The sequence below is a fragment of the Micromonospora vulcania genome (assembly GCF_042658605.1).
Classification (GTDB): Bacteria; Actinomycetota; Actinomycetes; order Mycobacteriales; family Micromonosporaceae; genus Micromonospora; species Micromonospora vulcania.
This window is the reverse complement of the sequence record NZ_JBHSQS010000002.1, coordinates 326,772-345,918: the sequence shown is the minus strand read 5'-3', so window position 1 is coordinate 345,918 and position 19,147 is coordinate 326,772. Positions and strand designations below refer to the sequence as shown.

The window sequence follows — 19,147 nt, the reverse complement described above, 5'->3', positions numbered from 1 at the left end:
CATGATCGACCAACCGCTGCGCGGTGACCGACCCTGCCGGCGGGAGAGGGTGCGGTGAGCGATATGACGGTGAGTCATAAATATGCCTCACCGTCATATCGCTCATCGGGACATCCGGCGCCCGACCAGAGCCGAACCGGCCGGAGCCGAACCGGCCGGAGCCGAACCGGCCAGAGCCAGCCACGGGCCGCCCTGACTCAGTCATAGATCGCCTCCACCAGCCACCGCCCGGACTCGACGGCGAGCAGCAGAGCGGTGCCGTCGGCGAGGCTGACCTGGAACCGGGCTCGGCGGCGGGCCTCGACCGGCACCCACCAGCGCTCGTCCACCGGCCACGGCCCGGCCCAGCCCACGACCTCCGCCGGCCGGCCGGTGCCGACCACCAGCCGGGCAGGTGGAGCGCTCACCGCCAACCGCGCGCTGATCACCACCGGCTCGCCGGCGGCGTCGTGCACCGTCGCCGCGAGCGGGCTGGGCAGCACCACCGCCGGTGCGGGCGCTGGGAGTCGGCCGGGCCACGGCGGAGCGTCGGGGCGGGCCGGGAGCCGCTCGTCGCCCCACGGGACCAGGTGCGTCTGGTCGGCCGGGGAGCGTCCGCCGCCGAGCACCGCGGTGACCACCGCCTCCGGGCCGAGGATGCCCTGCACCCGGCTCAACGCCCGGTGCGCCCGCTCCCGCTCCTCGCCGGTCTCCCCCCAGAGACCGGCTTGCAGGCCCGCCTGGGCGATCACCCCGTCCGGGATCAGCCGCAGCCGGATGATGCCGGCCGTCGGCCGGGCCGGTCGGGCGCCGGCCCGACCGTTGCTGCCGGTGAGCCAGCCGTCGAGCTGCCAGCGCACCCGGTCGGCGATGGCCGCGGCGGTGAGCAGGCCGTCGTGCCGCCACACCCGGTGCAGCTCCTGCCCGTGCGCGGTGACCGCCTCGATGCCGAGCCGGGTGCAGGCCAGCCCGTGCCCGGCCAGCCGCTCGTGCAGCTGCTCGGCCAACGCGCGGGCGGCGAACGCTGCCGCGTCGACCCGGTCGATCGGCTCGTCGTGCTCGGCGGTCACCGTCAGGTCGGTCGGCGGCTGCCGGACGGCGAGCGGACGGTGGTCCCGCCCCGCGGCGAGCCGGTGGGCCAGTGCCCCGTCGAACCCGAACCGGGCCAGCACGTCGCCTGCCGGCAACGCGGCGAAGTCGCCGAGGGTCCGCACCCCCAGCCGGCGCAGCAGGTCGGCCAGCGCCGGCCGGCCGAGCGCCTCGACCGGCAACCCGGCCAGGAACTCCGGCGTCCCGCCCGGTGCCACCACTCGGCCGGCACGGGCGGCCAGCCCCGCGGCGAAGACCCCGTCGGCGATGCCGACCTGGCTCTCCACCACACACGACTGTGCGACGTGCTCGATGATCCGCTCGGCGGCGGCCTCCTCGCCGCCGAGGTAACGGCTCGGCCCCCGGACGGCCACCGCGCAGGCCCCCGGGCGGACCACTTCGACGCCGGCCACCAACTCCTCCATCGCGGCGACCACGGGCTCGAACGCCCGGGCGTCCCGGCCGGGGTCGTACTCCACGACGGTGAGCTGCGGGCAGCAGCCCTGCGCCTCCCGCTTGCGCAGCCCTCGGCGGACCCCCTCGGCGCGGGCCTGCTCGGAGCAGGCGACCACCCGGTTGGCGTGCAGCACGGCGACCGGACCGGTGGCCGGCACCCCGTCGACGATCTCGGCAGCGAGCACCGGCCAGTCCGGGCACCACAGCAGCAGGGTGCGTACCGGAGAACCGGTCACGCCGAGCCGACCAGGGTGAGCGCCGGACGGCTCCCGGTCGGCACCGTGCGGGGGATCACCCGGGTGAGCTCGTCACCGGGGAGCCAGACCTTGATCTCCTTTGGCCGGGCGGCCGCCCCGCGCCCGCGCGCCGAGACGGTGACCTCGCGGCGGCGCAGCCGCCCCCGGCCCGCTCCGAGCCCTTCCCAGACCCCGCGGACCACCTGCAGTGTCACGTCCGCGCCGTCCCACCGGCCGTACGGAACGAGCACGCTGCCGCGCTGCCGGGCCCGGGCGGCCAGTCGGGTGGCGACCGAGGCGGAGACCGTGGCCGGTACGGCGGTGACCACGACGTCCACCCCGTCGATCAGCGCGGCGACCACGGTGGCCCACTCGGGGCCGGGATTCGGCACCAGGGCCAGCCGGTCCAGGGCGATGCCCAGCTCGGCGGCCGCTCCCGCGCCGAACGTCGGCACCCCCACCACGGCGCACCACGAGCCGGCTCGGGACGCCGCGGCGAGCAGCGCCAGCACCAGCGAGGTGCCGCCACTGCGCCGGGGTTGACCAACGGTGACCGCGATGGTGCTGCCCCGGCGCAGGCCACGGTTGGGCAGCAGGCCGGTCAACTCGGGCGTCACCGGCAGCACCCGGTGGCCGCCGGCCGAGTCGGGTGCGCTCGCCGGGCGTACCAGATCGGCCAGTGCGGCGGAACCGACCACCATGCGGCCCGCCATCGGACCAACCCCCCGTCGTTGCTGTGAATGTCAGATCAGGACCGCCGCGCGTGACGCCGGCCGCCCGGCTCCCCCCGCCGGGCGGCCGGTGTCACGGCGGGGTCATGCGGCGAGGCCGTCCAGCGCCGGTTGGTGGGCCACGCCGAGCGCGGCCTCCACCACCGTGACGAACTGTTCGGCCGCGCGGAGCAGGTCGTCCGCCTCCCGGGCGCTGACCACCCGGGGAATGCCGGCCTCGGCGGCGGCCCGCTTGCCGGCACCGGCGGCGAAGAACCGGGACCAGTCGTCGAGCTCGGGGGCGACGGCGCAGAGCAGGACCCAGACGCTGGTGATCCGGTTGCGCCGGGTGGGCGCGGGCCGGGCGCGGGCGGCGAGCAGGGCGGCCGCCGCACGCAGCGCCGCCAGGTGGGCAGCCGCGTAGCGCAGACCGTCGGGCCGGGTCTGGCCGGCCTCGACCAGCCCGTGCCGGGCCAACGTGAGGAGTTGGACGGGGGTGCGGTGCGGCAGCGCGTGCGCCGGCACCGTCGGTGCCTGAGCCGGGTTGGTCGGCATGAACTGTCTCCTCCACGTGGCCGGGGCGTCGATCGGCGCGCTGGTGCCGCCGACGAGACGCCGAGGTCGGGTGGTGCGGAGGAAGACGCACCGGGTGTGGCCGGCCGGGTGTGGACGCTTCCCCACACCACACCCGGCCGGCGTACCGGCGGGTTCGTCGCCCGCCGCCCGGGGGTCGTGGGCGGCGGGCGACGCTCCTGCCTGATGGGACCGGGCTCGCGACTGCCCGGAAACCCAGGTGCGGCCCGCGAAGCCGCACCGGCCGGAGGTGGCGCCGCGAAACACCGCGCTCCGGCTGGTTGGAACGGGCGTTCGAGGCAATCGAACACTCGTTCTAACTGCTGCTGACAGTACACCTCCCCTCCGACGAAAATGCAACGTGTGACGCGCCGGACGACCGGAGGCTGTCCAGTGACGGCTGCCGACCTGGCCGGCTGAACCGGCCAGCGGCGGACCGGGAAGAATGGCGACATGCAGCCACACCCGAACGTACGGGCGGTGCAGGACGCGCTCGACCGCGCTGGTGCGCTCGACGGCACCGGCCAGCCCAGCGCCGTCCGCCTGCTGCCCGACGCGGTGCACACCGCCGCGGCCGCCGCCGAGGCGCTCGGCGTCCAGGTCGGCCAGATCGCCAACTCGCTGATCTTCGACGCGGACGACACGCCGCTGCTCGTGCTCACCTCCGGCGCGCACCGGGTGGACACCGCCGGCCTGGCCGCGTCGATCGGGGTCACCCGGCTGCGCCGGGCCACCCCGGAGTTCGTCCGGGCACACACCGGGCAGCCGATCGGCGGAGTCGCCCCGCTCGGGCACCCGCGACCGTTGCGCACCCTGGTGGACACCGCGCTGGCGGCGTACCCGGAGATCTGGGCGGCGGGCGGCGTACCGCAGGCGGTCTTCCCGACCACCTACGCCGAGCTGCTGCGGGTCACCGCCGGCACCGCTGCCGAGGTGGCGTGAGCACCGGCCCCGAGCTGGTCACCCTGCACGTCTGGCGGACCTCCCGTGGCGCGCTGCCCCGGGCGCTGACCCGGATGGCGGTGGACCCGGGCCGGCTGCGCGCCCTCCCCGGCGTCCGGTTCGGCAAGCTGCTGGGCACCGGTACCGGCACCGGCTTCGGGCCCGGTGACGCCGACCTGACCCGGTGGGCGGCGCTGACCGTCTGGGACTCGCCCGTCGCGGCGGCCGGCTTCGACGGCTCGCCGGTCGGGCGGGCCTGGGCACGCATCGCCCGTGCGCAGGCCCGGATCGACCTGCGCCCGCTGAGCAGTCGGGGCGAGTGGTCCGGCCAGCGGCCGTTCGGCGAGCCACCGGGCGGCCGGGTCGCCGGCCCGGTGCTGGCGCTGACCCGGGCCCGGCTGCGAGCCCGCCGGGCGGCCACCTTCTGGCGGGCGGTCCCCCCGGTGGCCGCCGCCCTACGCGAGGCACCCGGGCTGCTGGCCCGGTTCGGCGTCGGCGAGGCGCCGCTGGGTTGGCAGGGCACGGTGAGCGTGTGGCGCGACCCGACGGACCTGGTCGCGTTCGCGTACCGTCACCCGGAGCACCGGGCGGCGATCATGCGCACCCCCACCGAGGGCTGGTACGCCGAGGAGCTGTTCGCGCGGTTCGAGGTGCGCGACGTGATCGGCGACCGGACGGTGCTCGGATGGGTCACCGACGGCGACCCGGCAACGGTGAAGGGTGGAGGGGCATGAGGTTGGTGCGCTGGACGCCGGACGATCTCGTCCGACGGCTGGACGACGTGGTGGCCGTCTACGGCGAGGCGATGGGATACCGCACCGACCTGCTGGAGGCCCGGCGCGGCTACATCGCCACCCACGTACGCCGACCCGGTTTCCGGGCCGTGGCCAGCCTGACCAGCGAGGGCCGCCTCGCCGGCTTCGGCTACGGCTACCTGGGCGGCCCCGGCCAGTGGTGGCACGACCAGGTGTACCGGGCGCTGGACGCCCCGACCCGGCAGCGCTGGCTGACCCACTGCTTCGAGGTGGTCGAGCTGCACGTCCGGCCACCGGCGCAGGGGCACGGCCTGGGCGCCGGGCAGCTGCGCGCGCTGCTCACCATGGCCGAGGGCGACACCACGCTGCTGTCCACCCCGGAAGCCGACGAGAAGACCTCCCGGGCCTGGCGGCTGTACCGGCGGTTCGGCTTCGTCGACGTGCTGCGCGACTTCCACTTCCCCGGCGACGACCGACCGTTCGGTGTGCTCGGCCGGGATCTGCCGCTCGATCCCCCGGCGTCATGACCCGGCGGCGGATCTGCTGGACGCTGCTCGCCGTCCTGGTACTCGCCCAGATCTGCTACCCGCTGACCACCGGCGCCACCCGAGCCGGGCTCACCGTGGCCACCGTCGTACTCGGCTGGCTGCTCTCGGTCGGTCACGCGCTGCTCAGCCGGGGTCCCCGGGCCGCCGCGGCGCTGGTCGCGGTGGCCACCGGCGGCGGTTTCGCGATCGAGGCGGTCGGGGTGGCCACCGGCGTGCCGTTCGGCAGCTACGACTACTCCGGCGAGCTCGGCCCCAAGCTGGCCGGGGTGCCGCTGATCATCCCGCTGGCCTGGACCTGGATGGCCTGGCCGGCCTGGCTGGCGGGGGTCCGCCAGACCGGCGGCGGCACCGCGGCCGCCGGCCCCGACGGCGGCACCGCGCCCGCGGACGTCGCGCCGGCCCGCGCCGGCACCGCCGTCGCGCCGGCCGGTCCCTGGGTACGGCGGATCGCGCTGGCCGCGCTGGGCCTGGCCGCCTGGGACCTCTTCCTCGATCCGCAGATGGTGGCCGAGGGGTACTGGGTCTGGCGGGACGCCACCCCCGCGCTGCCCGGCCTGCCCGGCATCCCGGTCAGCAACTACCTGGGCTGGCTGCTCTTCGCGGTGCTGCTGATGTGCGCGCTGCGCCCGCTGGCCGGCCCGACCGTCGAGCGCACCGACCGGCGGGACGACCCGATGGTCGCGCTCTACCTGTGGACGTACTTCTCCAGCATCCTGGCCCACGCGGTCTTCCTCGACCTGCCCGCCTCGGCGCTCTGGGGCGCGGTCGGCATGTCGGTGACCGCCGTGCCGCTGACGACGACCCTGCTGCGGGCCCACGCCACCCACCGGCAGGGCCGTACGCCGCACCGCCCCGGCGTCGACGTGACCCGATGACCGTCCTGCTCGCGTTACCCCTCGCCGTCGCGGCACTGACCGGGCACACCTGGCTCAACGCCGCCCGCTGGCTGCGCCGACCCGCCGACCGACCGGACGAGGTCGACGAGCCGGTCGCCGTCCTGCTGCCGCTGCGCGACGAGGCCGCCCGGGTCACCGGATGCCTGCGTGCCCTGCTGGCCCAGCGCGGAGTGCCCGGGCTGCGCATCGTGGTCCTCGACGACGGCTCCACCGACGGCACCGCCGACGTGGTCCGCGCGGTGGCCGGCGACGACCCGCGGGTCACCCTGCTCACCGGGGTCGCCCCGCCGCCGGGTTGGCTGGGCAAGCCGCACGCCTGCTGGCAGTTGGCCACCCGGGCCGACCCGACGGCCACCGCGCTGGTCTTCGTCGACGCCGACGTGGTGCTCGCCCCGCACGCCGTGGCCGCCGCGGTCACCGAACTGCGCGCCGCCCGCGCGACGTTGCTGTCGCCGTACCCCCGGATCGTGGTGACGACGGCGGCCGACCGGCTGGTGCAGCCGTTGTTGCAGTGGCTCTGGTTGACCTTCCTGCCGCTGCGCGCGATGGAGCGCTCGTCGCGGCCGTCGCTGGCCGCGGCGGGCGGGCAGTTCCTGGTGCTGGACCGGGCCGGCTACACGGCCGCCGGCGGCCACGCCGCGGTCGCCGACCGGATCCTGGAGGACGTCGAGCTGGCCCGTGCGGTCAAGCGGGCCGGCGGACGGATCGCCCTGGCGGACGGTTCCCGGCTGGCCGCCTGCCGGATGTACGACGACTGGCCGCAGCTGCGCGACGGGTACTCGAAGTCGCTCTGGGCGTCGTTCGGGCACCCCGGCGCGGCGGCGGCCGTGGTGACGATGCTGCTGCTGCTCTACACGGCCCCGCCGCTGGTCGCGCTGACCGGCCTGGTCATCGGCGCGCCGGGGGTGGCCGCCGTTGGCCTGGCCGGCTACCTGCTCGGGGTGGCCGGGCGGCTGCTCACCGCCCGGGCGACCGGCGGCCGGTGGTGGCCCGACGCGCTCGCACACCCCGTGTCGGTCGTGGTCCTCGGTTGGCTGACCCTGCGGTCGTACCATCTGCGAAAGCGGCACCGCCTGACCTGGCGGGGCCGCCCGGTCAGCTAGGGGGCGCGGCATGGCGCGGATCGTGGTCGTCGGCGCCGGGGTTGGTGGCCTGGCCACCGCCGCCCGGCTGGCCGCCACCGGGCACCAGGTGACCATCTTCGAGCGGGCCGACACGGTCGGCGGCAAGCTCGGCCGGTACGTGCACGACACCCCGGCCGGCCCGTTCCACTTCGACACCGGGCCGAGCCTGCTCACCCTGCCCGAGGTGTTCCACGACCTGTTCGAGGCGACCGGGGCGAAGCTCGACGAATACCTGGACCTGGCCCCGCTGGATCCGATCGTCCGGCACGTCTTTCCCGACGGCGGGCCGGCGCTGGACTCCTGCGCCGACCCGGTGGAGTTCGCCGCCCGGATCGGGGCCGTCCTCGGTGACCGGGCGGCGGCCGACTGGCAGCGGCTGTGGCAGCGGGCCGCGCGGGTGTGGCACGCCTCCTCGCGGGACATCCTGCACCGCACCGTCGACTCGCCCCGCGACCTCGCGTCGCTGGCCTGGCGCGTCGGCGACCTGGCCGCCATCGCCCCCGGCCGCACGCTGCGCGGACTGGGCCGCCGGTACCTGTCCGACCCGCGGCTGCGAATGCTGCTGGACCGGTACGCCACCTACACCGGCGCCGACCCGCGTCGGGCACCTGCCGCGCTGGTCGCGGTCCCCTACGCCGAGCTGACCTTCGGCGGCTGGTACCTGCGCGGCGGGCTGGGCACGCTCGCCGACGCGCTGCTGACCCGCTGCCTGGACCTCGGCGTGGTCGTGCAGACCGGCACCACGGTGACCCGGATCGACGCCACCGGGGGCCGGGTGCACGGGGTACGCATCGCAGGCGCCACCGCCCCGGTGCCCGCCGACGTGGTGGTGGCCAACGTGGACGCGCTCACCGTCTACCGTGACCTGCTCCCGCACCCCCGCCGGCTGGCCGGGCTGGCCGACCGCAGCCTGGCCGGCTTCGTGCTGCTGCTCGGCGTCTCCGGCAGCACCGGGCTGGCCCACCACAACGTCTTCTTCCCGCGCGACTACGACGCCGAGTTCGACGCGGTCTTCGGCGACCCGGGGCACGGCGTACGGGCCCGACCGGCGGCCGACCCGACGGTGTTCGTCACCGTGGCCGACGACCCGATGATCCGCCCGACCGGGCACGAGGCGTGGTTCGTGCTGGTCAACGCCGCCCGACAGGGCACCGCCGCGGGCGCGGTCGACTGGCGACGCCCGGGGCTGGCCGACGCGTACGCGGACCGGATCCTGGAGGTGCTGGCGCAGCGGGGTGTCGACGTACGCGACCGGTTGCTGTTCCGCGAGGTGCGTACCCCGGCCGACCTGGACGCGGCGACCGGCGCGCCGGGCGGTTCGATCTACGGCACCGCCGGCGGGCTGCTCCGGCCGGCCAACCGGGGCCCGGCGCACGGGCTGTGGCTGGTGGGCGGCTCCAGCCACCCCGGCGGTGGGCTACCGATGGTGACCCTCTCCGCGCAGATCGTCGCCGACGAGATCGGCCCCGCCTGGTAGGTGCGGTGCAAGGAAGGGCACCTTGTTAACGCCTGCGGTATAGGAAGGGACCCTTCCTAACAACAAGGGCGCCGCTCAGCCGGCGTCGAGCAGGGCGCTGCTCAGCCGGCGTCGAGCAGGGCGCTGCTCAGCCGGCGTCGAGCAGGGCGCGGCGGATGGTGGAGAGCAGTTGCCCGAGGCCGAAGCCGGCCAGCAGCACCCACACCGCGGTCGCCATGGTGATGGTGCCGGCGGCCAGATCCGGGTCGATCAGCCCGGTCAGCCCGGCGATCAGCAGCCCGACCAGCGCCACCGAGACCCGGGTGGGGCGTTCGCCCACGGTCACCGCACCGATCTCGCGCATGCCGGCGGAGACCGCCCGGGCCCGCACGTACTCGTGCAGCCAGGACAGCGCGCCACCCGCGACGACCAGCGCACCCGGCGCACCGAGCAGCCAGAACGCCAGCAGCCAGGCCACCTCACCGAGCCGGTCGGCGACCGAGTCGTAGACGTAGCCGAGCCGGGTGGTGCGGCCGGTGGCCACCGCCACCGCACCGTCCACGCTGTCCGCCACGGCGGCGAGCAGCACGAACAGCGCACCGAGGAACGGGCCGTCCGCCGGCCGGGTCACCAGCAGCGGTACGCAGAAGCAGAGCAGCACCCCGGCCACCGTCACCGCGGTGGGGCCGACCCGCAGCCGGCCCAGCACATACCCGACGTGGTACGCGAACCGCAGCCAGGCGCGTACCACCGGCGCGGCGGCCCGGGGGTCGAACCCGCCGTGCAACCGTGCCCACGCCGTGGCGTACTGGTCCCAGTTCAGCTGTGTGCCCACCACGGATCAACCGTCGTGCCGGGCAACAGGTGTCGCAGACTCCGCGTTCACACCCGCGCGCCGGCCTTGAGGTTCTGCCAGACCTCACGCGTCGCGGTGGACCGGTTGAGGGTGATGAAGTGGATTCCGGGTACGCCCTCGTCCAGCAGTCGGCGGCACATCTCGCTGGCCTGCTCGACGCCGAGCCGGCGGACCGCCGCCGGGTCGTCGGCGACCCGCTCGAAGCGCGCCGCCAACGCCGTCGGGAAGGGTGCCCCGGACAGCTGCACCGACCGTTCGATGGTGCTGATCTGGGTCACCGGCATCACCCCGGCCAGGATCGGGGTGTCGCAGCCGGCGGCGGCCACCCGGTCGCGCAGCCGCAGATAGTCGTCGGCGTCGAAGAACATCTGCGTGATCGCGAACTCGGCGCCGGCCCGGCACTTGCGGACGAAGTGCGCGGTGTCGCTGGCCACGTCGTGCGAGCGGGGGTGCTTGTACGGGAAGGCCGCCACACCCACGCTGAAGTCACCGGCGTCGCGCACCAGACGGACCAGGTCCTCGGCGTAGTCCACGCCCTCCGGGTGGCGGATCCACTCGCCGCCCGGGTTGCCCGGAGGGTCGCCGCGCACCGCCAGCACGTTGCGCACCCCCACTCCGGCGAGCCGGCCGATCACGTGCCGCAGCTCGGCGACGGAGTGGTTGACCGCGGTGAGGTGGGCCAACGGCAGCAGGGTGGTGTCGGTGGCGATCCGCTCGGTCACCGCCACGGTGGTGTCCCGGGTCGAGCCGCCCGCGCCGTACGTGATCGACACGAACGACGGACGCAGCGACTCCAGCTCGCGGATCGCCTGCCAGAGCAGCCGCTCCCCGGCCTCGGTCTTGGGCGGGAAGAACTCGAACGAGAAGGTCGGCTGGCGCTCACGGATGAGCTCCCCGATCGCCGGCTGCGGGTTGGGGAGTACCGAGGGAAGACCGAGCGCCACGACCCGACTCTAGCGGGCCGCGTCTCCGCCACCCAGGTGCTTCCCACTCCGGCACGCGGATCGACGGGACCGCGCGCGTCCACCCGTGGGTCGGCAGGGCCGCCTCCCTCGGGCGGCGGGGCGCTGCCCGTCGGCCCGGAGGGCGGAAAGCCGTCGTACCCACGGGATAGGAATGGGTGGCGCGGGAGGGGCGGCGGGGGTCGGCCCGGGGCACGCGCGGGGGTCAGCAAACCGACCGGTGACGCCGGTCCCGTCCGGTCGGGCGGGCGGGTCGTCACCGCACCGACGCCCCGCTGGAGGATCGATGGCCCCGCCCGCACCGCCGCGCCCACCACAGCTCGGGCCGCTGCTGGCCCGGTGCCGGCTGGCCCGGGGGTGGAGCCAGGAGCGCACCGCCGCCGAGTTGTGTGCCGCCGCCGGGGTGCCGACGCTGAGTCGGCACGAGGTGTCCCGGTGGGAGCGGCAGCGTCGCGTACCGGGAGGATTCTGGCTCGGTTGGCTCGCCGCCGTGCTGGACGTACCACTGGTGGTGCTCGCCGAGGCCGCGGCGAGTGCCCGACGGGCCGGCCGGACGCAGCCCGGCGGGCCGGGCCGGGGCGCCGTGGCGGCCGCCCGGCCGACCGGCCGGACGGGCCCGGGCCGCGCCGGGGGCGTGCCGGCGGGACCACGCGTGGCGGTGGAGCGCGGGTAACGGCGACCGGCTAGCGTCGTGGCGTGACCGACGCTGCTCCCGTGTCTCCCGTCGACCGTGCCGGCCTGCGACAGCGGGTCGACAAGGCCCTCACCGAGTTCCTGGCCAGCCAGCGGGTCCGTTTGAGTGCCGTGGACGACGCCCTGGTGCCGGTGGCGGAGGCGATCGAGGCGTTCGTGCTCGGGGGCGGCAAGCGGCTGCGCCCGGCCTTCGCGTACTGGGGGTTCCGGGGCGCTGGCGGGGTGGACGGCGACCCGGTGCTCACCGCCCTGGCCGCGCTGGAGTTCGTCCAGGCCAGCGCCCTGATCCACGACGACCTGATGGACCGCTCCGACACCCGGCGCGGCGAGCCTGCGGTGCACCGGCGGTTCGCCTCCCGGCACCGGGCCGCCGGCTGGGGCGGCGACCCGGACGGGTTCGGCGATGCCGCGGCGATCCTGCTCGGTGACCTCTGCCTGGTCTGGTCCGACGAACTGCTGCACTCCGCCGGGCTGGATCCGCAGGCGGTGGCCCGAGCCCGGCCGGTCTTCGACGAGATGCGCACCGAGGTCACCGTCGGGCAGTACCTGGACGTACTCACCCAGGTCACCGGCGACACCTCGGTGGAGCGGGCCGGCAAGGTGGCCCGGTACAAGTCCGCGAAGTACACGGTCGAGCGGCCGCTGTTGCTCGGTGCCGCGCTGGCCGACGCGTCGGCCGACGTACGGGCGGCCTACTCGGCGTACGGGCTGCCGCTGGGCGAGGCGTTCCAGCTCCGCGACGACGTGCTGGGGGTCTTCGGCGATCCGGCGCAGACCGGCAAGCCGGCCGGGGACGACCTGCGCGAGGGCAAGCGCACCTACCTGGTGGCGGCGGCCGTGGAGACCACCGACGACGCGGGCCGGGAGCTGCTTCTCGGCCGGCTCGGCGACGCCGACCTGGACGAGCAGGGGGTGACCCGGCTCCGCGAGCTGATCTCGGCGAGCGGGGCGCTGGAGCGCACCGAGCAGCGGATCGTCACACTCACCGACACCGCGCTGGCGGCCCTCTCCGCCGTGGACCTGGACACCGAAGCCCGCCAGGCCCTGGTCGACCTGGCCATAGCGGCCACCCGCCGCACCGACTAACCCCCTCCCGGCCCCCGCACCCCCGTTGATCATGAAGTTGGCGGCGCGACACGCCGACACGGACGTCGCCAACGTCATGATCAACGCAGAGAGCGGCGGGCGGCGGGCGGCGGGCGGCGGGCGGTTAGAAGCCGAGGGCTTGGGCTCGGCGTTTCACCTCGCGGGCCTGGTCGCCGGAGAGGGCGGCGGCCGGGGTGGCGCCGGGGAGGGTGTCGTCGGTCTCGTAGAGCCAGCGCAGCGCGGCCTCGTCGTCGTAGCCAGCGTCGGAGAGCAGGTTGAGCACGCCGGGCAGGTGCTTGAGCACGGTCTCGTTGGCCACCAGGTCCGCCGGCATCCGGCGGACGCCGTCGCGGCGGACCGCCAGCAGCTCCCGGTCGCGGATCATCTGGTGCACCTTGCTGATCGACACGTCGAGGCGCTCGGCGACGTCGGGCAGGGTGAGCCAGCCGGCCGGATCGGTGGGGCCGGCGAGCTCTGGGCCGGGCACGGCCTGGCCGGAGGGTACGGGTTCGGTCACCTGATCACCCTGCCACGCCGCCGCCGGGGCGAGTCACCGGCACCCCGGACGGCCGGTCCGATCCGGGCAACGGACCGGTGTTGACCAGCGGATGAGGGATCGGGGCAGGCGCGGGCAGGACGGCGGGACGGACCAGAAGCGTCCCCGGCTGTAGCATCCTGTTCAACCTTCGCCTCCTGGACACATAGACTCCCTGCCGATGGACACACAGGTCGCCGACACGTTGCTGGGCTCGCTGATCGACGGGCGCTACCGCATTCGCGGTCGCGTGGCCCGTGGCGGCATGGCGACCGTGTACACCGCCACCGACGAGCGCCTTGAGCGCACCGTCGCTGTCAAGATCATTCACCCGACCCAGGCGCCCGAGGCCCGGGCCCGGATCGCCAACTTCGTGGCCCGGTTCACCGACGAGGCGAAGACCATCGCCCGGTTGACCCACCCGAACGTGGTGGCGGTCTACGACCAGGGCACCCACGCCGGTCTGCCGTACCTGGTGATGGAGTACGTCCGCGGGCGCACGCTGCGCGACGTGCTGGCCGAGCGGCGCCGGGTCAACCCGGACGAGGCACTGGCCATCTTCGAGCAGATGCTCGCCGCGATCGCCGCCGCGCACCGGGCCGGCCTGGTGCACCGCGACGTGAAGCCGGAGAACGTGCTGGTCGCCGAGGCGCCGACCGGCGGCGTCGCCAACCTGGTCGACAGCGTCGTCAAGGTGGCCGACTTCGGGCTGGCCCGGGCGGTCGAGGCGAGCGCCGAGGACGAGCAGGGCAACCAGCTCATGGCCACCGTGGCGTACGTCGCCCCGGAGCTGGTCACCGAGGGCCGGGCCGACCCACGCACCGACGTCTACTCGGCCGGCATCGTGCTGTTCGAGATGCTCACCGGTCGGGTGCCCTACGACGGGGACCGCCCGGTGGACGTCGCGTGGCAGCACGTCGACCGGGACGTCCCGGCTCCCTCGACGCTGGTGCCCGGCCTGCCGCCGGTCCTCGACGACCTGGTCGGCCGGGCCACCCGGCGCGATCCCGGGGCCCGCCCCGCCGACGCCGGCGTACTGCTGGCCGAGGTGCAGGTCGCCCGGGACCAGCTGGGCGACGCCAACAGCCGTACCGCCGTGCTGCGCCGTGTTACCGACGAGCCGCCGGTGTCCCAGCCGACCATGGTGGTCGCCACGGTCCGCCCGGCCGAACGCCCGACCTGGGCCCGGCTGCCCGAGGGCGGCCAGGGGCCGGGCCGGCGGAGGGCCGCGCCGGAGCCGGCGGAGGGCCTGGGGTCCCGGCTCGCCGCGCTACGCGGCAGGGTGCTGGGCCATCCGCAGGGCCGGCTGGCCGTCGCGGCCGTGGTGGTGGTGCTGGGTCTGGTGGCCGCGCTCGGCGGCTGGTGGTTCGGCGTGGGCCGCTACACCGACGCGCCGCAGCTGGTCAGCCTGACCAAGGCCGACGCTCAGGCGCAGGCCGACCGCGCCGGGCTCATCCTGGCCTTCGGCGAGCCGCGCTACGACGAGAAGGCCCCGAAGGACAGCGTGCTGGGGCAGACCCCGGCGTCGGCCACCCGGGTCGTCAAGGGCAGCACGATCACCCTGACGCTGTCCCTCGGCCCGGAACGCTTCGGGGTGCCGGACGTGATCGGCAAGGAGTTCGAGCTGGCCGAGGCGGACCTGGTCAACGCGAAGCTGGTGGTGGCCAAGGGCACCGCCCGCTACGACGACAACCTGCCGGCCGGGGTCGTGGTGGACAGCTCCCCCAAGGTGGGCACCGAGGTCAAACCGGGTGCCAAGATCACCCTCATTCTCAGTCGGGGCAGGGCGCCGGTGTCGGTGCCGAACCTGGTCGGCAAGACCCTGACCGAGGCCCGGACCGCGCTGGCCCAGCTCAAACTGGTGCCGGTGGAGACCTACAAGGACTCCGACAAGCCCAAGGACGAGATCCTCGGCCAGAGCCCGTCCGACGGGACCGGCGTGGAGAAGGGCACCCAGGTCAAGCTGGAGGTCAGCAAGGGGCCGCCGTTCGCGGTCATCCCCCGGGTGGTCGACCTGCCCTGCCCCCAGGCCAAGCAACTGCTGGAGAGCCAGGGCTTCCCGGTGACGGTCGCGATCAACCCGAACGCCGTGGTCCGGATCCAGGTCCCGGTCGAGAATACCCAGGTGCCGCCGGGCACCCCGGTCGTCATCACGTGCTACTGAGGTGCCAGTGACTCACTCCCGCCCGGTGGGCGCGCACACTCCGACCTCCGGTGGGCTGGCCAAGGCCGCCCTGCCGTACGCCGACGCGACCGGCGCCCAGGTGGTGCAGGTCTACGTCTCCAACTCACGCGGCTGGGCGCTGCCCGCCGGTGACCCGGCGCAGGACGTGCTGTTCCGGGATGGTTTCGCCGAGCGGGGCATTCCCACGTTCATCCACGCATCGCTGCTGGTCAACCTGGGCTCGCCCACCCCGGCCACGGTCGAGAAGTCGGCGCAGACCCTGGCGCACGCGCTGCGCCGGGGCGTGGCGATCGGTGCCCGGGCGGTGGTGTTCCACGCGGGCAGCTCGGTGGACGAGGGGCACGCCGAGGCGGCGATGCGGCAGGTCCGGGAGCAGCTGCTGCCACTGCTGGACCAGGCCGCCGAGGCCGGCGGGCCGATGCTGCTGGTCGAGCCGAGCGCGGGCGGTGGCCGGTCGCTCGCCTCCCGGGTGGAGCAGCTCGGTCCCTACCTGGACGCGGTGGACCGGCACCCCATGCTCGGAGTCTGCTTCGACACCTGCCACGCCTGGGCCGCCGGGCACGACCTCGCGGTCGAGGGTGGCATGACGGCGACGTTGGACACGCTGGTGGCCACCGTCGGAGCGGACCGGCTGCGGCTGGTGCACGCCAACGACTCGAAGGACCTGTGCGGCTCCACCCGGGACCGGCACGAGAACATCGGCAAGGGCAGCATCGGTGAGCCGGCCTTCGCCGAGCTGATGGCCCACCCGGCCACCGCCGGCGTACCGGTCGTCGTGGAGACCCCCAGCGAGAAGCACGAGGGCCACGCCGCCGACATCGCCACCCTCACCCGCCTCCACCCCTAGGGCGCCCCGCCAAAGGCGGTTGATCAAGAGGTTTGCGCCGTTCGCAGCCCGAAATCTGACGCAAACCTCTTGATCAACGGCGGCAGGGGGTCAGGCGGCGAGGATGCGGGTCAGGGCTGCGGCGGCGCGGGTGATGGCGGCGTCGTCGAGGTCCAGGTGGGTGACCAGGCGGGCGGTACGCGGGCCGAGCACCGAGATGAGTACGCCCTCGGCCCGCGCGGCGGCAGCCAGGGCGTGGGCGTCCAGCGCGTGCTTGGTCAGGTCCAGCGGGACCAGGTTGGTGCGGACCGCGGTGGCGAGCACACCGAACGGCGCGACCGCCTCGGCGAGCCGGGCCGCCTTCACGTGATCCTCGGCCAGCCGGTCGATGTGGTGCTCCAGCGCGTACCGGCCGGCGGCGGCGAGGATGCCGACCTGACGCATACCGCCGCCCATCCGTTTGCGGATCCACCGGGCCTGCTCGATCTTCTCGGCGCTGCCCACCACCAGCGAGCCGACCGGCGCGCCGAGACCCTTGGAGAGGCAGACCGACAGGGTGTCGAAGAGCTGGCCGTACTCGATCAGCGGCACCCCGTCGGCGACGTGGGCGTGCCAGATCCGGGCACCGTCGCAGTGCAGTGCCACCCCGGCGGTGTCGGCGATCCGGCGCAGCTCCCGCAGCGTGGCCAGGGGGATCACCCCGCCACCGCCCCGGTTGTGGGTCTGCTCCACGGCGATCGCCCGGGTCGGGACCGCGAAGTATCCGTCCGGCCGGATCATGCCGGCGACCGTCTCCGGGTCGATGTCCGCGCCGACCGCGGGCCAGGTCCGTGAGGAGATTCCGCCGTACGCGGCCGCCGCGCCGATCTCGTACGTGACCACGTGCGCGTCGGCGTCACAGAGCAGCTCGTTGGCGGGCGGCACCACCAGTTGCAGGGCGATCTGGTTGGCCATCGACCCGCTCGGGGCGAACAGCGCCGCCTCGTGCCCGAACAACGCGGCGACCTCGGCCTCCAGGGCGGTGACGCTCGGGTCCTCGCCGTAGACGTCGTCGCCGACCTCGGCGGTGGCCATCGCCTCCCGCATCCCGGCCGTGGGCCGGGTCACCGTGTCGGACCGTAGGTCCACGAATGCTTCAGCCACGATTGTCCTCTCGACTGCCGACTGCTCGACTACCGACTACGGGGCCCGCAAGCTCACAACTCGCGTCAGCCACGGAGCATCTCCGCCACCAGGAAGGCCAACTCCAGCGACTGCTGGGTGTTCAGTCGCGGGTCGCAGGCGGTCTCGTACCGGTCGGGCAGATCGAGGTCCTCGATGCCCTGGGCGCCGCCGAGACACTCGGTGACGTCCTCGCCGGTCAACTCGACGTGCAGGCCACCGGGGTGGGTGTCCAGCCCCCGGTGCACCTCGAAGTAGCCGAGCACCTCGTCGACGATGCGGTCGAAGTGCCGGGTCTTGTAGCCGTTGGACGACTCGTGCGTGTTGCCGTGCATCGGGTCGCACTGCCAGACCACCTTGGCGCCGGCGGCGGTGACCTTGGCGACGATGGGCGGCAGGGCGTCGCGTACCCGATGGTTGCCCATCCGACTGATCAGGGTGAGCCGGCCGGGGACATTTTCCGGGTTGAGCTTCTCGCACAGCTCGATCGCCTCGTCCGGGGAGGTGGTCGGGCCGAGCTTGACGCCGATCGGGTTGGCGATCCGCGAGATGAAGTCGAGGTGCGCGCCGTTGATCTGCCGGGTGCGCTCGCCGACCCAGAGGAAGTGCCCGGACAGCCCGTACGCCCGGCGGTCGGAGACCCGGGTGAGCGCCCGGTCGTACTCCAGGGCGAGGGCCTCGTGGGAGCAGTAGAGGGTGACGGTACGCAGCGCGTCGTCGTCGGTCATCCCGCAGGCCCGGATGAAGGCCAGCGCCCGGTCGATCTCCCGGGCGATCGCCTCGTAACGCTCCCCGGCCGGGGAGTTCTTCACGAAGCCCTTGTTCCAGTCGTGCACGGCGTGCAGGTCGGCCAACCCACCGGCGAGGTACGCCCGGAGCATGTTCATCGCCGCCGCCGAGTTGGCGTACGCCCGGATCATGCGCTGCGGGTCGGCGACCCGGGCGACCGGGTCGGCCTCCAGCGAGTTGATCATGTCGCCGCGGTAGGCGGGCAGGCCGCGCGCGTCGGTGGGCAGCGAGCGGGGCTTGGTGTACTGCCCGGCGACCCGGGCGACCTTGACCACCGGCAGGGACGCGCCGTAGGTGAGCACGATCGCCATCTGGAGCAGGGTGCGGGCGTTGGCCAGCAGGTGGCTCTCGGTGTTGTCGGCGAAGGTCTCGGCGCAGTCACCGCCCTGGAGCAGGAACGCCTTGCCCTCGCAGACCAGGGCGAGCTTCTGCCGGAGCTGGTCCACCTCGTAGGGCGCGACGACCGACGGCACGGTGTCGAGGACCTGGCAGACCTCGGCGACGGTGGCCGGGTCGGACCACGGCGGTGTCTGCTCGCGGGGCAGCTCCCGCCATCGGTCCAGGCCGAGGGCGGCGTCCTCGGCGGAGTCGACGGTCGGTCGGCTGGTCTGCAGGCCCGGGCTACCCACCGCGGGATGGCTCAGCTGATGCCACTCATGGCGCATGACAGAAAGCGTACGGCGACCGGCGGGGTGCCCGGGCGGCGAGGGGGACGGTTCCGGCAGATGGGAGATCAGTCCCGCGGGGCGCAGGTCAGGACGCGGGCGTGGGGACGACGCCGGAGGGCGTCGAGCCGGTGGCCGGTACGCCGCCCGGCGCCTCTCCGGCGATGCACCAGTCGCCGCCGTCCTTGGTGACGGTGAACAGCAGCGGTCGGGTGGTCTTGCGCTTGCCGACGGTGACCGAGACCGAGACGCTGACCTCCTGGCCACGCGAGCCGGACCGGACGTCGGTGATCGTCGCCTCGGGCACCTCGAAGTGGTCGGCGAAGTCGCCGTTGGGGCCGGTCGCGGCGAGGTCGAAGCCCTCGTGCAGCAGCGCGCAGAGCTGGCTGCGGCCGGCGGCAGCGTCCTTGGCGGTCATCGCGTCGAGGTACGCCTGCACGCGCTCGCGGGACCGGGTGCCGGCCTCCTCGGCGGGTACCCGCGGGGGCTTGGCGGCCGGCTTCTCGCCGCCGCCGCCGATCCCGCAGCCGACCAGGGCGACCGGCAGCGACACCAGTCCGACGGCGGTCGCCGCCAGCCTGCGGTGGATCGGGCGCATGACCACCTCCGTCGACAGGGAACATCG

Annotated in this window: 19 protein-coding genes; 10 read left to right on the top strand and 9 right to left on the bottom strand. The window is 74.6% G+C overall.

Annotated elements, in window-relative coordinates; genetic code table 11:
• Positions 1–197: 197 nt before the first annotated feature.
• The 3 genes from ACFQGL_RS04210 to ACFQGL_RS04200 form a co-directional block, all read right to left on the bottom strand.
• The gene (locus tag ACFQGL_RS04210; protein WP_377505563.1) at positions 198–1,760 is read right to left on the bottom strand and encodes a DNA polymerase Y family protein; all 1,563 of its coding nucleotides are present in this window, start codon (positions 1,758–1,760) and stop codon (positions 198–200) included.
• Positions 1,757–2,473: a hypothetical protein gene (locus ACFQGL_RS04205; protein WP_377505560.1), complete on the bottom strand. Its 717-nt coding sequence runs from the start codon at positions 2,471–2,473 to the stop codon at positions 1,757–1,759. The genes ACFQGL_RS04210 and ACFQGL_RS04205 overlap by 4 nt, the downstream gene beginning before the upstream one ends.
• A gap of 102 nt (positions 2,474–2,575) precedes the next feature.
• On the bottom strand, positions 2,576–3,025 hold the full coding sequence (locus ACFQGL_RS04200; protein ID WP_377505557.1) for an SAV_6107 family HEPN domain-containing protein: 450 nt from the start codon (positions 3,023–3,025) through the stop codon (positions 2,576–2,578).
• Positions 3,026–3,496: 471 nt separating this feature from the next.
• On the opposite strand from ACFQGL_RS04200, the gene ACFQGL_RS04195 reads away from it, so the two are divergent.
• Genes ACFQGL_RS04195 through ACFQGL_RS04170 form a run of 6 tightly spaced genes read left to right on the top strand, consistent with a single transcriptional unit; the run spans position 3,497 to position 8,785 of the window.
• Positions 3,497–3,985: a YbaK/EbsC family protein gene (locus tag ACFQGL_RS04195; protein WP_377505554.1), complete on the top strand. Its 489-nt coding sequence runs from the start codon at positions 3,497–3,499 to the stop codon at positions 3,983–3,985.
• Positions 3,982–4,719 (top strand): monooxygenase, encoded by a 738-nt coding sequence (locus tag ACFQGL_RS04190; RefSeq protein ID WP_377505551.1) that lies wholly within the window; start codon positions 3,982–3,984, stop codon positions 4,717–4,719. Before ACFQGL_RS04195 ends, ACFQGL_RS04190 begins: the two co-directional genes overlap by 4 nt.
• Positions 4,716–5,267 carry a GNAT family N-acetyltransferase gene (locus tag ACFQGL_RS04185; RefSeq protein WP_377505548.1) on the top strand — a complete coding sequence of 184 codons (552 nt, stop codon included), beginning with the start codon at positions 4,716–4,718 and terminating at the stop codon, positions 5,265–5,267. The genes ACFQGL_RS04190 and ACFQGL_RS04185 overlap by 4 nt, the downstream gene beginning before the upstream one ends.
• Entirely contained in the window at positions 5,264–6,163 is a 900-nt protein-coding gene (locus ACFQGL_RS04180) for a carotenoid biosynthesis protein (protein WP_377505545.1), read from the top strand. Before ACFQGL_RS04185 ends, ACFQGL_RS04180 begins: the two co-directional genes overlap by 4 nt.
• A complete protein-coding gene (locus tag ACFQGL_RS04175; RefSeq protein ID WP_377505542.1) occupies positions 6,160–7,287 on the top strand; it encodes a glycosyltransferase family 2 protein in 1,128 nt (375 codons plus the stop codon). Before ACFQGL_RS04180 ends, ACFQGL_RS04175 begins: the two co-directional genes overlap by 4 nt.
• A gap of 10 nt (positions 7,288–7,297) precedes the next feature.
• A complete protein-coding gene (locus ACFQGL_RS04170; RefSeq protein ID WP_377505540.1) occupies positions 7,298–8,785 on the top strand; it encodes a phytoene desaturase family protein in 1,488 nt (495 codons plus the stop codon).
• Positions 8,786–8,912: 127 nt separating this feature from the next.
• Here the strand turns inward: ACFQGL_RS04170 and ACFQGL_RS04165 are convergent, their stop codons facing one another.
• Positions 8,913–9,602: a CDP-alcohol phosphatidyltransferase family protein gene (locus tag ACFQGL_RS04165; RefSeq protein ID WP_377505537.1), complete on the bottom strand. Its 690-nt coding sequence runs from the start codon at positions 9,600–9,602 to the stop codon at positions 8,913–8,915.
• A gap of 44 nt (positions 9,603–9,646) precedes the next feature.
• The gene (metF, locus tag ACFQGL_RS04160) at positions 9,647–10,564 is read right to left on the bottom strand and encodes a methylenetetrahydrofolate reductase [NAD(P)H] (RefSeq protein WP_377505535.1); all 918 of its coding nucleotides are present in this window, start codon (positions 10,562–10,564) and stop codon (positions 9,647–9,649) included.
• Positions 10,565–10,868: 304 nt separating this feature from the next.
• On the opposite strand from metF, the gene ACFQGL_RS04155 reads away from it, so the two are divergent.
• Together ACFQGL_RS04155 and ACFQGL_RS04150 are read left to right on the top strand one after the other, a co-directional pair.
• Complete coding sequence (locus ACFQGL_RS04155; RefSeq protein WP_377505532.1) at positions 10,869–11,255, top strand: helix-turn-helix domain-containing protein; 387 nt, start codon at positions 10,869–10,871, stop codon at positions 11,253–11,255.
• A 23-nt stretch (positions 11,256–11,278) separates the two neighbouring features.
• Entirely contained in the window at positions 11,279–12,361 is a 1,083-nt protein-coding gene (locus tag ACFQGL_RS04150) for a polyprenyl synthetase family protein (RefSeq protein WP_377505529.1), read from the top strand.
• Between the two features lie 124 nt (positions 12,362–12,485).
• Here the strand turns inward: ACFQGL_RS04150 and ACFQGL_RS04145 are convergent, their stop codons facing one another.
• The gene (locus tag ACFQGL_RS04145) at positions 12,486–12,878 is read right to left on the bottom strand and encodes an Rv2175c family DNA-binding protein (RefSeq protein WP_377505526.1); all 393 of its coding nucleotides are present in this window, start codon (positions 12,876–12,878) and stop codon (positions 12,486–12,488) included.
• Between the two features lie 199 nt (positions 12,879–13,077).
• Between ACFQGL_RS04145 and pknB the strand changes: the two genes are divergently transcribed.
• Positions 13,078–15,060, top strand: coding sequence for a Stk1 family PASTA domain-containing Ser/Thr kinase (gene pknB, locus ACFQGL_RS04140; RefSeq protein WP_377505523.1), 1,983 nt, complete (start codon positions 13,078–13,080; stop codon positions 15,058–15,060).
• Positions 15,061–15,067: 7 nt separating this feature from the next.
• Positions 15,068–15,928: a deoxyribonuclease IV gene (locus tag ACFQGL_RS04135; RefSeq protein ID WP_377505520.1), complete on the top strand. Its 861-nt coding sequence runs from the start codon at positions 15,068–15,070 to the stop codon at positions 15,926–15,928.
• Positions 15,929–16,018: 90 nt separating this feature from the next.
• On the opposite strand, the gene ACFQGL_RS04130 is transcribed toward ACFQGL_RS04135, so the two are convergent.
• From ACFQGL_RS04130 to ACFQGL_RS04120, 3 genes are all read right to left on the bottom strand, one after another.
• Positions 16,019–17,050 (bottom strand): threonine aldolase family protein, encoded by a 1,032-nt coding sequence (locus ACFQGL_RS04130; RefSeq protein WP_377505517.1) that lies wholly within the window; start codon positions 17,048–17,050, stop codon positions 16,019–16,021.
• A gap of 65 nt (positions 17,051–17,115) precedes the next feature.
• Positions 17,116–18,522, bottom strand: a complete 1,407-nt coding sequence (locus ACFQGL_RS04125; protein WP_377505514.1) for a class II 3-deoxy-7-phosphoheptulonate synthase — start codon at positions 18,520–18,522, stop codon at positions 17,116–17,118.
• 88 nt (positions 18,523–18,610) lie between these two features.
• Positions 18,611–19,120 (bottom strand): hypothetical protein, encoded by a 510-nt coding sequence (locus tag ACFQGL_RS04120; RefSeq protein ID WP_377505511.1) that lies wholly within the window; start codon positions 19,118–19,120, stop codon positions 18,611–18,613.
• Between the last annotated feature and the right edge of the window lie 27 nt (positions 19,121–19,147).

Bases quoted from the DNA above. Each gene is read 5' to 3' on its own strand.
- ACFQGL_RS04180 (WP_377505545.1), top strand. From the start codon at position 5,264: ATGACCCGGCGGCGGATCTGCTGGACGCTGCTCGCCGTCCTGGTACTC.
- ACFQGL_RS04205 (WP_377505560.1), bottom strand. From the start codon at position 2,473: ATGGCGGGCCGCATGGTGGTCGGTTCCGCCGCACTGGCCGATCTGGTA.
- ACFQGL_RS04175 (WP_377505542.1), top strand. From the start codon at position 6,160: ATGACCGTCCTGCTCGCGTTACCCCTCGCCGTCGCGGCACTGACCGGG.
- ACFQGL_RS04125 (WP_377505514.1), bottom strand. From the start codon at position 18,522: ATGCGCCATGAGTGGCATCAGCTGAGCCATCCCGCGGTGGGTAGCCCG.
- ACFQGL_RS04195 (WP_377505554.1), top strand. From the start codon at position 3,497: ATGCAGCCACACCCGAACGTACGGGCGGTGCAGGACGCGCTCGACCGC.
- ACFQGL_RS04185 (WP_377505548.1), top strand. From the start codon at position 4,716: ATGAGGTTGGTGCGCTGGACGCCGGACGATCTCGTCCGACGGCTGGAC.
- pknB (WP_377505523.1), top strand. From the start codon at position 13,078: ATGGACACACAGGTCGCCGACACGTTGCTGGGCTCGCTGATCGACGGG.
- ACFQGL_RS04170 (WP_377505540.1), top strand. From the start codon at position 7,298: ATGGCGCGGATCGTGGTCGTCGGCGCCGGGGTTGGTGGCCTGGCCACC.
- ACFQGL_RS04155 (WP_377505532.1), top strand. From the start codon at position 10,869: ATGGCCCCGCCCGCACCGCCGCGCCCACCACAGCTCGGGCCGCTGCTG.
- ACFQGL_RS04120 (WP_377505511.1), bottom strand. From the start codon at position 19,120: ATGCGCCCGATCCACCGCAGGCTGGCGGCGACCGCCGTCGGACTGGTG.
- ACFQGL_RS04200 (WP_377505557.1), bottom strand. From the start codon at position 3,025: ATGCCGACCAACCCGGCTCAGGCACCGACGGTGCCGGCGCACGCGCTG.